Source organism: Croceibacterium soli (genome assembly GCF_009828065.1).
Lineage (GTDB): Bacteria > Pseudomonadota > Alphaproteobacteria > Sphingomonadales > Sphingomonadaceae > Croceibacterium_B > Croceibacterium_B soli.
Genome location: NZ_WTYK01000001.1, coordinates 72,678 through 85,640 on the forward strand (window position 1 = coordinate 72,678; position 12,963 = coordinate 85,640).

The window sequence follows — 12,963 nt, forward strand, 5'->3', positions numbered from 1 at the left end:
GCATCCTGGCTGGACTTTGCCGCAGGCGTCATCCCGGCGCACGCCGGGATCGCTGGCCGCCCGGACCGGACCTGGAGGCCAGCGGTCCCGGATCAAGTCCGGGACGACGGATCCTCGTAGGCCAGGACCGGCTTCCGTGCCGCCAGCGTCTCGTCGAGCCTCCGGCGGGGGGCGAGCTGGGGGGCCTGGTGCAGGCTCTGGTCGCCGCTGCGGGCGCGTTCGGCGATGGAGCGGAGGGCGGCGATGAACTGGTCGAGGCTGGCCTTGCTTTCGCATTCGGTGGGCTCGACCAGCATGGCGCCGTGGACGACGAGCGGGAAGTACATCGTCATCGGGTGGAAGCCCTCGTCGATCAGCGCCTTGGCGACGTCGAGGGTGGAGATCCCTTCGGCGAAGTGCCGGTCGGAGAACAGCGCCTCGTGCATGCACGGCCCGCTTGCCGCGAAGGGTGCGTCGAGCACGTCTTCCAGGCTGCGCAGCATGTAGTTGGCGTTCAGCACGGCGTCGCCGGAGACCTGGCGGAGCCCGTCCGCGCCGTGGCTGAGGATATAGGCGAGCGCACGGGTGAACATGCCCATCTGGCCGTGGAACGCGGTCATGCGCCCGAAGCTGTCCGGAGCGGCTTCGCTGCCGTCCCCTTCCTCGATCAGTTCGAACGCATCGCCAATCTTGCGGACGAACGGCAGGGGCGCGAACGGCGCGAGGGCTTCGGACAGCACCACGGGCCCGGAGCCCGGGCCGCCTCCGCCGTGCGGGGTGGAGAAGGTCTTGTGCAGGTTGATGTGCATCGCATCGATGCCGAGATCGCCGGGGCGCACACGGCCGACGATGGCGTTGAAATTGGCGCCGTCGCAGTAGACCAGCGCGCCGGCGGCATGGACCGCGTCCGAGATCGCCTTCATCTCGCGCTCGAAAAGGCCGCAAGTGTTGGGGTTGGTGATCATCACCGCCGCCACGTCCGGCCCGAGGCGCGCGGTGAGCGCGGCCAGATCGACCCGGCCTTCCGGCGTCGCGGGGATGTTCTCGACCCGGTAGCCGGCGAAAGCGGCGGTGGCGGGATTGGTGCCGTGGGCGCTCTCGGGCACCAGCACGACCTCGCGCATGTCTCCGCGCGCTTCCAGCGCCGCGCGGATGCAGAGGATGCCGCACAGCTCGCCGTGGGCGCCGGCCTTCGGGCTCATCGCCACTGCGTCCATGCCGGTGAGGGTGATCAGCCAGTGCGCAAGCTGGTCGATCACAGCGAGTGCACCCTGCACGGTCGCTTCGGGCTGCAGCGGGTGCAGATCGGCGAAGCCGGGGAGCCGGGCGACTTTCTCGTTGAGGCGCGGGTTGTGCTTCATCGTGCAGCTGCCGAGCGGGAAGATGCCGCAGTCGATCGCGTAGTTCTGGCGGCTCAGGCGGGTGTAGTGGCGCACCGTTTCGGGTTCGGAGAGCCCGGGGAGGCCGATGGGATCGGTGCGGAGCAGGCCGCCGAGCCGGCCCAAAAGCCCCTCCCCTTCAGGGGAGGGGTTGGGGTGGGGAATGTCGGCACCGCCCCCACCCCCCGGCCCCCTCCCCTGAAGGGGAGGGGGAGTGGGCAAGTCCACGCCGCAGGTGTCCGCGCCGCCGATCTCGAAGATCAGGGGTTCCTCTAGCATCAGCCCGCGGTTGCCGGTGACGGTCTCGACGCCGGACACGCCCTGGGCCGCTTCGGGAGTGCCGGGCTTCCACCCGCTTGCGTTCGGCGCGTTCATCGCAGGCACTCCTCGAGCGCAGAGGCATATGTCTCGATGTCCTCCGCGGTGACGGTTTCGGTGACGGCGACGACGAGGCCGTTCTCGCGGCGGTCGCCGTCGGGATAGAGCCGGCCGAGCGAGACGCCGGCGAGCACGCCGCGGTCGGCGAGCTCGCGGACCACCTGGCGGGCGTCGCGCTCCAGCACGATGGTGAATTCGTTGAAGAAGCTGTGGTTGAGCACCGTCACGCCCGGCACCGTGGCCAGCCGGTCGGCGGCGAGGCAGGCGAGGCGGTGGTTCTCGGCCGCCAGCGCCCGCAGCCCCTTCTCGCCGAGCAGGGTCATGTGGATCGAGAAGGCCAGCGCGCAGAGCCCGGAGTTGGTGCAGATGTTGCTCGTCGCCTTCTCGCGGCGAATGTGCTGCTCGCGGGTCGAGAGCGTGAGCACGAAGCCGCGCTTGCCCTCCGCATCGACGGTCTCGCCGCACAGGCGCCCGGGCATCTGCCGGACGTGCTTGGGATCGCGCACCGCGAACAGCCCGAGGTACGGGCCGCCGAACTGCAGGCCCACGCCGATCGCCTGGCCCTCGCCTACCACGATGTCCGCGCCCATCTCGCCGGGCGACCTGAGCGCGCCCAGGGAGACCGGCTCGGTCACCACCGCCACCAGCAGAGCGCCGGCGGCGTGGCATGCCTCGGCCAGCGCGGTCATGTCGCCGATGCGGCCGAGGATGTCGGGGTACTGGACGACGACGCAGCCTGTTTCGCCGTCGATCGCTTGCGCCAGTGCGGCGAAGTCGGTTTCGGGCTCCAGCCTGGGCGGGGAATGCACGATGGCATCGCCGGTGAACCGCGCCATCGTCCGCGCGGTGGAGGCATAATGCGGGTGCAAGCCGCTGGAGAGCAGCGCCTTGCTGCGCCGCGTCACCCGCCCGGCCATCGCGATCGCTTCCCAGCAAGCGGTCGAGCCGTCGTACATTGAGGCGTTCGCCACCGCGCAGCCGAACAGGCGCGCGACCTGGGTCTGGAACTCGAACAGCATCTGCAGCGTGCCCTGGGCGATCTCCGGCTGGTAGGGCGTGTAGGCGGTGAGGAACTCGCCGCGCTGGATCAGGTGGTCGACGCTGGCCGGGATATGGTGGCGATAGGCCCCGGCGCCGAGGAAGAACGGCGCCTCCCCCGCAGACAGGTTCTGCGCCGCCAGCCTGGCCATGTGCCGTTCGACGGCCATTTCGCCGGCGTGCATCGGCAGGCCTTCGATGGGACTGGAGAGGCGCGCGGCTTCGGGCACGTCGGCGAAGAGAGCGTCAATCGACTCGGCGCCGATAACGTCGAGCATCGCGGAGCGATCGGCGTCGGTCAGGGGGAGGTAACGCATTCGATTTTCCTTTCCCCCTCCTCTTCAGAAGAGGGGCAGCGAGACTTGGCGAACCGCAGGTGAGCCTAGTCGCAGCGGGGTGGTGCCTGCGGCCTGCGCGACGCTTCGCGTCGCCACCACCCCCAACCCCCTCCTCTGAAGAGGAGGGGGCTTTCGGTTACAGCCCGGCCACGAAGTCCTTGTACTTGGCCTGGTCCATCAGGCCTTCGAGCTCGCCCGGGTCGGCGATGGTCAGCCTGAAGAACCAGCCGCCCGCCTCCGGCGCGGTGTTGACCAGCGCCGGATCGTCCTCGAGCGCAGCGTTGCCCTCGATCACTGTGCCGCTGACCGGGGCGAAGACGTCGCTCGCCGCCTTGACGCTTTCGACCACGGCCGCTTCCTTGCCCTTGGCGAGTGCGGTGCCGGCGGCGGGGACCTCGACGAAGACGATGTCGCCGAGCTGCTCCTGCGCGTAATCGGTGATGCCGATCGTGGCCGTGTCGCCGTCGACCTCGATCCATTCGTGCTCTTCGGTGAAGTAACGCGGCATCAGACGGCTCCTTTGCGGTGATAACGGTGGGGTACGAACGGCATCGGCACGACGCGGGCCGGGAGGCGCTTGCCGCGGACCTCGACTTCCAGCGCGGTGCCTTCGGACGCGTGGGCGGCGTCGACGTAAGCCATGGCGACCGGATGCCCGAGCGTGGGCGAGAAGCCGCCGGAGGTCACCGTGCCGACCTGCCGGTCGCCGGCATGGACGGGGGCGCCCTCGCGCGCGGCCATGCGGCCTTCGAGAGCGAGCCCGACGCGGCGCGTCGGTGCGCCTTCATCGAGCAGCTTCAGGATGTGCTCCGCCCCAGGAAAGCCGCCTCGCGCCCGGCGCGCTTTGCTGATGGCGAACTCGAGGCCGGCGCTGACCGGGTCGGTCTCCGGCGTCAGGTCGTGTCCGTAGAGCGGCAGCCCCGCTTCGAGCCGCAGCGAGTCGCGCGCGCCGAGGCCGATCGGCTTCACTTCCGCCTCCGCGCAGAGGCGCTCGGCAAGCCGTTCCGCCTGGCCCGCGGCGACCGAGATCTCGAACCCGTCCTCGCCGGTGTAGCCGGAGCGGGCGATCGCCAGGTGCCCCCCCTCGAAGGCGTATTCCGTCGACTGCATAAAGCCCAGTTCGCCGGTGACACCAGGCATGACCCGCTCGAGTACCGCGGCCGCTTCAGGGCCCTGCAGCGCGAGGAGCGCCCGGTCTTCGAGATATGTCAGTGTGATCGCGTCGGGCAGGTGTTCGCGCAAGTGGCCGATGTCGTCCCACTTGGTCGCCCCGTTGACCACGAGATAAAAGGCGGGCTCGCCCCCCTCCCTGGTGACGTTGGTCACCATCAGGTCGTCGAGAATGCCGCCGTCCTCGCCGAGCAGCAGCGAATAGCGGATGCGGCCCCGCTTGAGGGACGAGACATCCGCCGGCAGCAGCGCCTCGAGCGCCTCAGCCGCTCCTTCTCCCGTGACGATAAGCTGGCCCATGTGGCTGACGTCGAACAGGCCGGCGTGCTGCCGCGTCCATTCGTGCTCCGCCAGGATGCCTTCGTACTGGATCGGCATCTCGTAGCCGGCGAAGCCGACCATTCGCGCACCGCGCGCGCGGTGCCACGCGTCGAGCGGCAGCTGTTCGAGAACTTCGGCTTCGACTTCGGCTTCGTCGCTCATGTTCATTCCCGACATGCGATGGCGATGCCCGGCTGGGCATTTTGTCCATCGCCCCCTCTGTCGGGAAACCTGAGAGCCTGGCACGGCCCGAGAAGCCGCGCTTACACCTTCGGTGGAGCGCCACGCCGAGGCGCGGTGCCCGCTTTCCAGAGTGCCCTGCGCCGAACCGCGGTCCGTTGTGCCTGAGAGATTCCGGGGCGGTTGCTCCTTCGGCGGTCCGGCTGGCGACCGGACACTCTCCCGCGGCGCGGCCGGGGCGAACCCCGGCGGGCAGGAGTGGTTTCCACCGAAACGACCGCGCGGTCAATCGGAATTCGCCGAGCGCGCCGCAGCAGGTTCGGTGCGCCTTGCACTTGCCGGCGAACGAGCGGCTCAGGAGCCCAAAAAAAACGGCGGGGAAAGCCCCGCCGTTTTCGTCAATCGATGTTCGATTGCTTACGGGCTGACGGCAACGTCGTCGTCGTCGTCCGAGAGAACGATGCCGAGGACGCCGGCAACGATCAGGATGCCGAGCAGGAGACCGAAGGTGCCGACACCGGCCAGACCTTCCGCTTCCGAAACCGACGAAGCAGCGCGTGCTTCACCAGCCGGAGCAGCGGCCGCGGCAGTCGAGCCGAGCACCAGCCCGGCAGCTGCGAGACCGAGAAGCGATTTATGAATAACCATTCGTTGCCCTTCCTTTTTTTAGAAGCCGAAGAACACGGGAAGCCCGCGCTCATCAACTCTGCGCAATCGGCACGGCACCATTCCAGCACCGCCCCCCTTGAGCGTCATTTCACGTCCTCAACGCTCAACCATTATCCGTTTCCCGGAGCAAGGGAAAAATTATCCAAGCGCACTTTGCCGCGCAATTATGAAAACATCGTTTAACCCACGAGACGTGACAAAAACGGGTCGTCCCGTGAAAGTATCGAACCTTGCGGCGTTATAAGCAACCGGCCGCCGATTGCCAACCGACGAGATTTGTTTGGCACGCGCCGAAGCGGCTTCGGCGCGCTGCGCTGAATCCGACATAGGATGCGATGCGAAAGTCAAAGGGCGCGTGCCGGAGGACAGGAGCGGGACGGTGGAGCGGGTAGCGGGAATCGAACCCGCCTCACCAGCTTGGAAGGCTGGCGCATTACCACTATGCTATACCCGCTTGCTCCGGGAGCGCCGATTGCCACCAAGGGCGGGGCGGCGTCAAGCGCTGTCGGGCCGTTTCGACCTCTCATGGCCGCAGGCGGCCCGGCCCGCCGGTTCAGTGTCCCGCAAAGTCGAAGAGCGCCCAGGGGGCGATGCCGGCGGCGCGCAGCTTGCCCGCGCCTCCCAGGTCCGGCAGGTCGATCACGAACAGCGCGTGATCGACGCGGGCGCCGGCCTGGCGGAGGAGTTCAGCGCCGGCCAGCGCGGTGCCGCCGGTGGCGATGAGGTCGTCGACCAGGAGGATGGGTTCGCCGGGGTCGACAAGCGTGGGGTCGAGCTCGAGCCGGGCGCTGCCGTATTCGAGCGCGTAATCGATGCCGAGCGTCGCCACCGGCAGCTTGCCAGCCTTGCGCAGCGGTACGAAGCCGAGGCCGAGGCGCGCCGCGATGGCGGCACCGAACAGGAAGCCCCGGGCTTCGATCCCCGCGACGGCGACCGCGCCCGACAAGCGCGCAGCCTCAGCCATGTGGTCGATCGTCGCCGCAAAGCCGGGGCCGTGGGCGATCAAGGTGGTGATGTCGCGAAACGCGATCCCCGGTGCCGGAAAGTCCGGCACCGTGCGGATCAGCGCCTTGAGTTCTCCGGGGGTCACCGGACCGGGCCCCCGCGGAGGGAGCGCCGGCCGATCAATCCTTGCGCTTCGGCGTCACTGCCGCCCAGATCTGCTTCTTGGCCAGGAACGCCAGGATCGTGGCGAACAGGAGGAAGCCGATCACCGGCCAGCCGGTCTGCTTGCGCTTCTCGAGCGTCGGCTCGGCCGACCAGGCGAGGAACGCGGAAACGTCCTTGGCCATCTGGTCGATCGAGGCTTCGGTCCCGTCGGCATACGTCACCTGACCGTCGCTGGTCAGCGGCGGAGCCATCGCCAGGTTGAGGTTCGGGAAGTACGGGTTGAAGTAGAGGCCGGCCCCCGGCATCGAGTCCGGGAACGTCTGCGCCAGCGTCTGCCCGGCTTCGTTCTTGTGGGTCGCCGGATCGGTGTAACCCACGAGCAGCGAGTAGATGTAGGCCGGCCCGTCATGCCGCGCCTTCGCCATCAGCGAGAGATCCGGCGGGATAGCGTTGCCGTTGGCCGCAGCGGCCGCCACGTCGTTGGCGAAAGGCTTCGGGAAATAGTCGGTCGCCGTGCCCGGGCGGGTGGTCGCTTCGCCGGTGTTCGGGTCGATGCCCGGCACCTGCCAGCTTGCCGCCTCGGCCTTCACCTCGGCTTCGGTGTAGCCGAGGTCCGACAGGTTGCGGAAGGCGACCAGGCGCAGCGAGTGGCAGGCCGAGCAGACTTCCTTGTAGACCTGGTACCCGCGCTGCAGCTGCTGGCGGTCGAAGTGACCGAACGCACCGTCGTGGGTGAAAGCCACCTCGCGCGGATGCTCGTGGAACTCGCTTTCAGCGGTCTTTTCGCCGAGCCCTTCGGTCGCAGCCGTGTAGGCGCCGGTGGCGAAGGCCCACAGCACCGCAACGGTGAAGAACAGGCCGGTGAGGATTCCGATAAGACGGACCATGATACGTGTCTTTCCCCTAAACCTGTTCTTACGTGGCCGGCGTCGTGTTTTCGCCGAGCACTGCCTTCTTGTCCGAACCCAGGACCGCCTCGGTGATCGAGAACGGCAGAGGCTCGGGCCGCTCGAAAGCGGAGACGATCGGCAGGATCACCAGGAAGTGCAGGAAGTAATAGGCGGTCGCGATCTGGCTGAGCATGACATAGGGCTCTTCGGCCGGCGCGCCGCCGCACCAGAACAGCACGGCCATCGCCGGGATCAGCCCGAACCAGAAGAACTTGCGGAACAGCGGCCGGTAATGGCCGGAGCGGACCGGCGACTTGTCGAGCCAGGGCAGGAAGAACCACACCAGGATCGCCGCGAACATCGCCAGCACGCCGAGCAGCTTGGCCGGCAGGAAGAACAGGTCCGCGGTGAAGGCGCGCAGGATCGCGTAGAACGGCCAGAAGTACCATTCAGGCACGATGTGCGCGGGGGTCGAGAGCGGGTTCGCCGGGATGTAGTTGTCCGGATGGCCAAGCGCGTTCGGCTGGAAGAACGTCAGTGCGGCATAGATGATGAGGAACACGCCCAGTCCGAAGCCGTCCTTCGCCGTGTAGTACGGGTGGAACGGCACGGTGTCGCTTTCGCTCTTCACCTCGACGCCGGTCGGGTTCGAGGAGCCCGGAATGTGCAGCGCCCAGATGTGCAGGATCACCACGCCGGCAATCACGAACGGCAGCAGGAAGTGCAGGCTGAAGAAGCGGTTGAGCGCGGCGTTGTCCGGCGCATAGCCGCCGAGCAGCCAGATCTGCAGCGGCTCGCCGATCAGCGGGATCGCGCTGAACAGGCCGGTAATGACCTTGGCGCCCCAGAAGCTCATCTGGCCCCAGGGAAGCACGTAGCCCATGAAGGCGGTCGCCATCAGAAGCAGGAACAGCACGACGCCGAGCAGCCAGACCATCTCGCGCGGGGCCTTGTACGAGCTGTAGAAGAAGCCGCGGAAGATGTGCAGGTAGATCACGACGAAGAAGAAGCTGGCGCCGTTGGCGTGCGCGTAGCGCAGCATCCAACCCCAGTTGACGTCGCGCATGATGTGCTCGACCGAATCGAACGCAACGGTCGCGTTGGGCGCGTAATGCATCGCCAGGATGACCCCGGTGACGATTTGCAGCACCAGCGCGAACCCGGCGAGGACGCCGAAATTCCACATGTAGTTGAGGTTGCGCGGCACCGGATAGCCGGCGCCGACCGCGTTATAGACGAGGCGCGGAAGCGGCAGCTTCTCGTCTATCCAGCGCATGACCGGCGCCTTCGGTTCGTAATGCTTGGCCCAGGGGAAGCTCATCTCGGTATCTCTCGCCTCAGCCGATCAGGATGGTGGTGTCGGAGGTGAATTCGTATTCCGGCACCAGCAGGTTGGTGGGCGCAGGACCCTTACGGATGCGGCCGGCAGTGTCGTAGTGCGAACCGTGGCAGGGGCAGAAGTAGCCCCCGAACTCGCCCTTGTTCTCGCCCTCGGCGGCGCCCAGCGGCACGCAGCCGAGGTGGGTGCACACGCCCATGGTGACGAGGATGTTGCTGCGTCCCTCCTTGGTCCGCTCCTCCAGCGACTGCGGGTCGCGCAGGCTGGAGACGGGGACCGCGTCGGCGGCGGCAATTTCCTGCGGGGTCAGGTTGCGCACGAAGACCGGCTGCTTGCGGAACACGGCCTTGACGGCCTGGCCCGGCTCGATCGCCGAGATGTCGAGCTCGGTCGTGCTTTCGGCGAGCACGTCCTTCGACGGCGCCATCTGGCTGATCAGCGGCACGAGCGTGGCGAGACCGCCGACGCCGGCCGCGCTGACCGCCGCAATATTGATGAAGTCCCTGCGGCGCACGCCGTCTTGGGTGGCCAGCGTCTCGGTGTCCGCGGTGCCGGTGCTTGTCGCCATGTCCCTGCCTTAGCCTGCAGCCCCGCTCTAGGTGATTGACGGGGCCGGAAATCTGGTCGGTCGCAACGCCGAAGGAGCCCCCCGGGCGCGACTTGGCGCGGCTGATAGACGAGGCGACCCGCCATGCCAACAGGCATTTTGGCAGCATTGTGACCGGTGTGGTTATCGCCCTACTGCGCGGGGTCCGCCGGCAGTCCGATCAGCGAAAATTGGCGGCCATAGGTCGGCTCGCCCCGGTGCGTCGCACGGCGGAAGGAAAAGAATCGCTCCTCGGCGGCATATGTGTCGAGCCCGAGCCGGTCGACATGGCCCACGCCTGCGCTTTCGAGCCGGGCTGCGGCATAGCCTTCGAGGTCGAATTGCCAGCGGCCGGGGCGCCCGGGTGCGAAAAAGCGATCGTCCGCAGGCTCGAACTGGTCCCTGAAGCCCTGGGCGACCTCGTAGCTCGCCTGGGCGATCGCCGGGCCGATGGCGGCGGCGATGCGCTCACGCCTGGCACCGAGCGCTTCCATTTCCGCCAGGGTCGCCTCGAGAATGCCACCGTGAGCGCCGCGCCAGCCGGCATGGGCCGCGCCGATCACGCCGGCTTCGCGGTCGGCGAACAGCACCGGGGCGCAGTCGGCGGTGACGATGCCGAGCAGAATACCTGGCCGGTCGGTTGCCATCGCATCGGCGCGCGGGCGCTCGTCCTGCGGCCAGGGCGCGGTCACCGGCACCGCATCGGCCGAATGGACCTGGTAGACCGTCGCCAGCGCGGCGCCGGGGAGGACCGCATCGACGGCCCGGCGGCGATTCTCCACGACTGCCTGCTCCTCGTCCTCCGCGCCCAGGCCGACGTTGAGCCCGGCGACGAGGCCACGCGAGACCCCGCCCCTGCGGCCGAGGAACCCGTGCGGGATCCCGCGCAAGGCATCGCTGCGGATGACCTCCACCTTCTCGGCGACCTCAGCCAAGGCTGCGGCTCACTTGCTCGTGGGTGTCGCGCGACAGGCCCGGCGCGGCGGCGATCCGCTCCAGCTCCGCCCGCAGCAGGGCCGCGCGCACCGGCTCGATCCGCCGCCAGCGGCCGAGCGGCGAGACGAAACGCGCGGCGGTCTGCGGGTTGATCGGGTCGAGCGCCAGGATCAGGTCGGCGATCATGCGGTAGCCCTCGCCGCTCTCCGCGTGGAAGCCGCGCGCGGTGCCGGTGAACGGCATGTAGAGCGAGCGCACCCGGTTCGGGTTCTTCAGGGTGAAGTCCGGATGTTCGGCCAGCGCTTTCACGTGCTCCAGCACTTGCGGGTGGAGCGAACTCGATTGCAGCGCGAACCACTTGTCGACCACCAGCGCGTTGCCGCGGAACCGGTTGTAGAAATCGATCAGCTTGTGCGTCCGCTCGGGCCCGGCGAGCCCGGTGAGCACCATCAGCGCGCCCTGCCGATCGGTCATGTTGTCGGCTGCATCGTATTGCGCGGCGGCCATTGCGGCGGAACGTTCCGGCGCCCCGGCGGCGAGGTAGACCAGCGCCTGGGTCTTGACCTTGCGCGCGCCTTTGGCCTCGGGCGAGTTGCCGCTCTCCACCGCGCTGGCCCGCTCGTGCACCGCGGCGAACTCGCCCTCGAGCGTCGAGCCGAGCCAGGCCTTGAGGCTCTCCCGCTCGGCATGGATTGCAGCGGGGTCGGCGATCAGCATCTGTTCGGCCAGGTAGCTTTCGCCCGGCAGGATCAGGAGCTCCCCGCGCATCAGGTCGTCGAGCGAGTCGTCCGCGAGCACCGCTGCGAAGGCCCGGCCGATCGCCTCGCGCCCCTCGCCCCGCTCCGCTTTGCCGATGGAGCCGCTGAGCAGGCCGCGCAAGTGACCCACGACGAGGTCCTGCATCGCCTCATATCGGGCGAATGCGTCGTCGTCGTTGGCGGCGAGGAAGACGAGATCCTCCGGCGCGGTCTCGCGCTCGATCGAGACCGGGGCGGAGAAGCCGCGGTTGACCGAGAGCACCGGCGGCTGGCTGAAGCCGGAGAAGCTGAAGCTTTGCCGGGTTTCGGTCAGCGTAACCAGCTGCTCGCCATCGTGGCGGCCGGTTTTCCTGTCGAACAGTGCGAGTCTGAGCGGAATCGGCACCGGCTGCTTGTCCGGCTGTCCGGGCGTCGGCGGAACCGTCTGCTCGAGGTGCAGCGTTGCCGTGTCGCCTTGGTGCTCAAGGCGGAGCGAGACCTTCGGCGTGCCGGCCTGCTCGTACCAGCGGCGGAACTGCTTGAGGTCGAGCCCGGCGCCGTCCTCGATCGCCCGGACGAAATCCTCGCACGTCGCCGCCTCGCCGTCGTGGCGTTCGAAATAGAGGTCGGTGCCCTCCCGGAAGCGCTCCGGCCCGGCCAGGGTGCGCATCATGCGGATCACTTCGGCGCCCTTGTTGTAGACCGTGGCGGTGTAGAAGTTGGAGATCTCGCGGTAGCTGTCCGGCCGGATCGGGTGCGCCAGCGGACCGGAGTCCTCCGGAAACTGGGCGGAGCGCAGGATGCGCACGTCCTCGATCCGCTTGACCGGCGCGCTGCCCATGTCGGCGCTGAACAGCTGGTCGCGGAGCACGGTGAAGCCTTCCTTCAGCGAAAGCTGGAACCAGTCGCGGCAGGTCACCCGGTTGCCGGACCAGTTGTGGAAGTATTCGTGGCCGATCACGCCTTCGATCGCGTCGTAGTCGCCATCGGTCGCGGTTTCCCGGTCGGCCAGCACGTACTTCGTGTTGAAGACGTTGAGGCCCTTGTTCTCCATGGCGCCCATGTTGAAATCGCTGACCGCGACGATGTTGAAGGTGTCGAGGTCGTACTCGCGGCCGAAGGCCTCCTCGTCCCACTTCATGCTGTTCTTGAGCGAATCCATCGCGTGGGCGGTGCGTTCGAGATCCCCTTCCCGCACCCAGATGGCCAGATCGACCTTGCGCCCGCTCATTGTGATGAACGTGTCGCGGTTTGCGACCAGATCGCCGGCGACGAGCGCGAAGAGGTAGGACGGCTTGGGCCAGGGATCGTGCCAGTCCGCCCAGTGCGTGCCGTCGTCCGCCTCTCCCCTGGCGACGCAGTTGCCGTTCGACAGCAGCACCGGGAAGGCGTCCCGCGGCCCTTCCATCCGCACTTTGTAGGTCGAGAGGACATCAGGCCGGTCGGGGAAGAAGGTGATGCGGCGGAAACCCTCTGCCTCGCACTGGGTGCAGAGCATTCCGCCCGAGGCATAGAGGCCCATGAGCTGGGAATTGGCAGAGGGATCGATCTCGGTGACGATCTCGATCAGGTGGCTGTCGCCCGCCAGGGTCAACATCAGGTCGCCGCCGTCCAGCGACCAGCTGTTGATCGCCTCGCCGTCCACCGTGACCTCCAGCGGCGTGAGGCCGTCGCCGTTGAGGCGGATCGTGGAGCTGTGATCGGCGCGGGCGTTGCGGTTCACCGTCAGCGCCGATTTGACCCGCGTCTTCTCCAGGCCGAGCCGGAAGGCGAGGGAGACTTGCGGTACCAGCCAGGGGAACGGGCGGTAATCTTCGCGCCGGATCAGCGCCGGCTCCCTCGGCTCCGTCGCGGCATCGGCCATCTCGAAGTTGCCGTCCGGGGTCGATGGCGTGCGGGCGATATCCATAAGG

The 12,963-nt window shown here is 68.0% G+C and carries 11 protein-coding genes, 1 tRNA gene and 1 riboswitch; all 12 genes read right to left on the reverse strand.

The genetic code is table 11. From position 1 onward, the window contains the following. Positions 1 to 92 precede the first annotated feature (92 nt). The 12 genes from gcvPB to pepN all read right to left on the reverse strand — a co-directional run bounded on the left by gcvPB (position 93) and on the right by pepN (position 12,959). A complete protein-coding gene (gene gcvPB / locus GRI75_RS00395; protein ID WP_160744971.1) occupies positions 93 to 1,733 on the reverse strand; it encodes an aminomethyl-transferring glycine dehydrogenase subunit GcvPB in 1,641 nt (546 codons plus the stop codon). Then, on the reverse strand, positions 1,730 to 3,091 hold the full coding sequence (gene gcvPA, locus GRI75_RS00400) for an aminomethyl-transferring glycine dehydrogenase subunit GcvPA (protein ID WP_160744972.1): 1,362 nt from the start codon (positions 3,089 to 3,091) through the stop codon (positions 1,730 to 1,732). The genes gcvPB and gcvPA overlap by 4 nt, the downstream gene beginning before the upstream one ends. Positions 3,092 to 3,248: 157 nt before the next feature. Beyond that, on the reverse strand, positions 3,249 to 3,620 hold the full coding sequence (gene gcvH, locus GRI75_RS00405; RefSeq protein ID WP_160744973.1) for a glycine cleavage system protein GcvH: 372 nt from the start codon (positions 3,618 to 3,620) through the stop codon (positions 3,249 to 3,251). Next, positions 3,620 to 4,765: a glycine cleavage system aminomethyltransferase GcvT gene (gene gcvT, locus GRI75_RS00410; RefSeq protein WP_160744974.1), complete on the reverse strand. Its 1,146-nt coding sequence runs from the start codon at positions 4,763 to 4,765 to the stop codon at positions 3,620 to 3,622. The genes gcvH and gcvT overlap by 1 nt, the downstream gene beginning before the upstream one ends. A 159-nt stretch (positions 4,766 to 4,924) precedes the next feature. Further along, positions 4,925 to 5,018, reverse strand: a riboswitch (glycine riboswitch). A gap of 182 nt (positions 5,019 to 5,200) precedes the next feature. Further along, on the reverse strand, positions 5,201 to 5,431 hold the full coding sequence (locus GRI75_RS00415) for a hypothetical protein (protein ID WP_160744975.1): 231 nt from the start codon (positions 5,429 to 5,431) through the stop codon (positions 5,201 to 5,203). 401 nt (positions 5,432 to 5,832) lie between these two features. Further along, positions 5,833 to 5,906: transfer RNA gene (locus GRI75_RS00420), tRNA-Gly, on the reverse strand. A gap of 99 nt (positions 5,907 to 6,005) precedes the next feature. Continuing rightward, a complete protein-coding gene (locus tag GRI75_RS00425) occupies positions 6,006 to 6,542 on the reverse strand; it encodes an adenine phosphoribosyltransferase (protein WP_160744976.1) in 537 nt (178 codons plus the stop codon). 34 nt (positions 6,543 to 6,576) lie between these two features. Then, positions 6,577 to 7,449, reverse strand: a complete 873-nt coding sequence (locus tag GRI75_RS00430) for a cytochrome c1 (protein ID WP_160744977.1) — start codon at positions 7,447 to 7,449, stop codon at positions 6,577 to 6,579. A 28-nt stretch (positions 7,450 to 7,477) separates the two neighbouring features. Then, complete coding sequence (locus tag GRI75_RS00435; RefSeq protein ID WP_160744978.1) at positions 7,478 to 8,773, reverse strand: cytochrome b; 1,296 nt, start codon at positions 8,771 to 8,773, stop codon at positions 7,478 to 7,480. A gap of 16 nt (positions 8,774 to 8,789) precedes the next feature. Beyond that, positions 8,790 to 9,359 (reverse strand): ubiquinol-cytochrome c reductase iron-sulfur subunit, encoded by a 570-nt coding sequence (gene petA, locus GRI75_RS00440; protein ID WP_202389510.1) that lies wholly within the window; start codon positions 9,357 to 9,359, stop codon positions 8,790 to 8,792. Positions 9,360 to 9,529: 170 nt separating this feature from the next. After that, a complete protein-coding gene (gene pgeF / locus GRI75_RS00445) occupies positions 9,530 to 10,312 on the reverse strand; it encodes a peptidoglycan editing factor PgeF (RefSeq protein WP_160744979.1) in 783 nt (260 codons plus the stop codon). Continuing rightward, on the reverse strand, positions 10,305 to 12,959 hold the full coding sequence (gene pepN / locus GRI75_RS00450; protein ID WP_160744980.1) for an aminopeptidase N: 2,655 nt from the start codon (positions 12,957 to 12,959) through the stop codon (positions 10,305 to 10,307). Before pepN ends, pgeF begins: the two co-directional genes overlap by 8 nt. Positions 12,960 to 12,963: the final 4 nt, after the last annotated feature.

Excerpts from the sequence above, each read along its gene's own strand:
- GRI75_RS00435 (WP_160744978.1), bottom strand. The coding sequence starts at position 8,773 with ATGAGCTTCCCCTGGGCCAAGCATTACGAACCGAAGGCGCCGGTCATG.
- GRI75_RS00430 (WP_160744977.1), bottom strand. The coding sequence starts at position 7,449 with ATGGTCCGTCTTATCGGAATCCTCACCGGCCTGTTCTTCACCGTTGCG.
- gcvPB (WP_160744971.1), bottom strand. The coding sequence starts at position 1,733 with ATGAACGCGCCGAACGCAAGCGGGTGGAAGCCCGGCACTCCCGAAGCG.
- gcvPA (WP_160744972.1), bottom strand. The coding sequence starts at position 3,091 with ATGCGTTACCTCCCCCTGACCGACGCCGATCGCTCCGCGATGCTCGAC.
- gcvT (WP_160744974.1), bottom strand. The coding sequence starts at position 4,765 with ATGAGCGACGAAGCCGAAGTCGAAGCCGAAGTTCTCGAACAGCTGCCG.
- GRI75_RS00415 (WP_160744975.1), bottom strand. The coding sequence starts at position 5,431 with ATGGTTATTCATAAATCGCTTCTCGGTCTCGCAGCTGCCGGGCTGGTG.
- pepN (WP_160744980.1), bottom strand. The coding sequence starts at position 12,959 with ATGGATATCGCCCGCACGCCATCGACCCCGGACGGCAACTTCGAGATG.
- petA (WP_202389510.1), bottom strand. The coding sequence starts at position 9,359 with ATGGCGACAAGCACCGGCACCGCGGACACCGAGACGCTGGCCACCCAA.
- gcvH (WP_160744973.1), bottom strand. The coding sequence starts at position 3,620 with ATGCCGCGTTACTTCACCGAAGAGCACGAATGGATCGAGGTCGACGGC.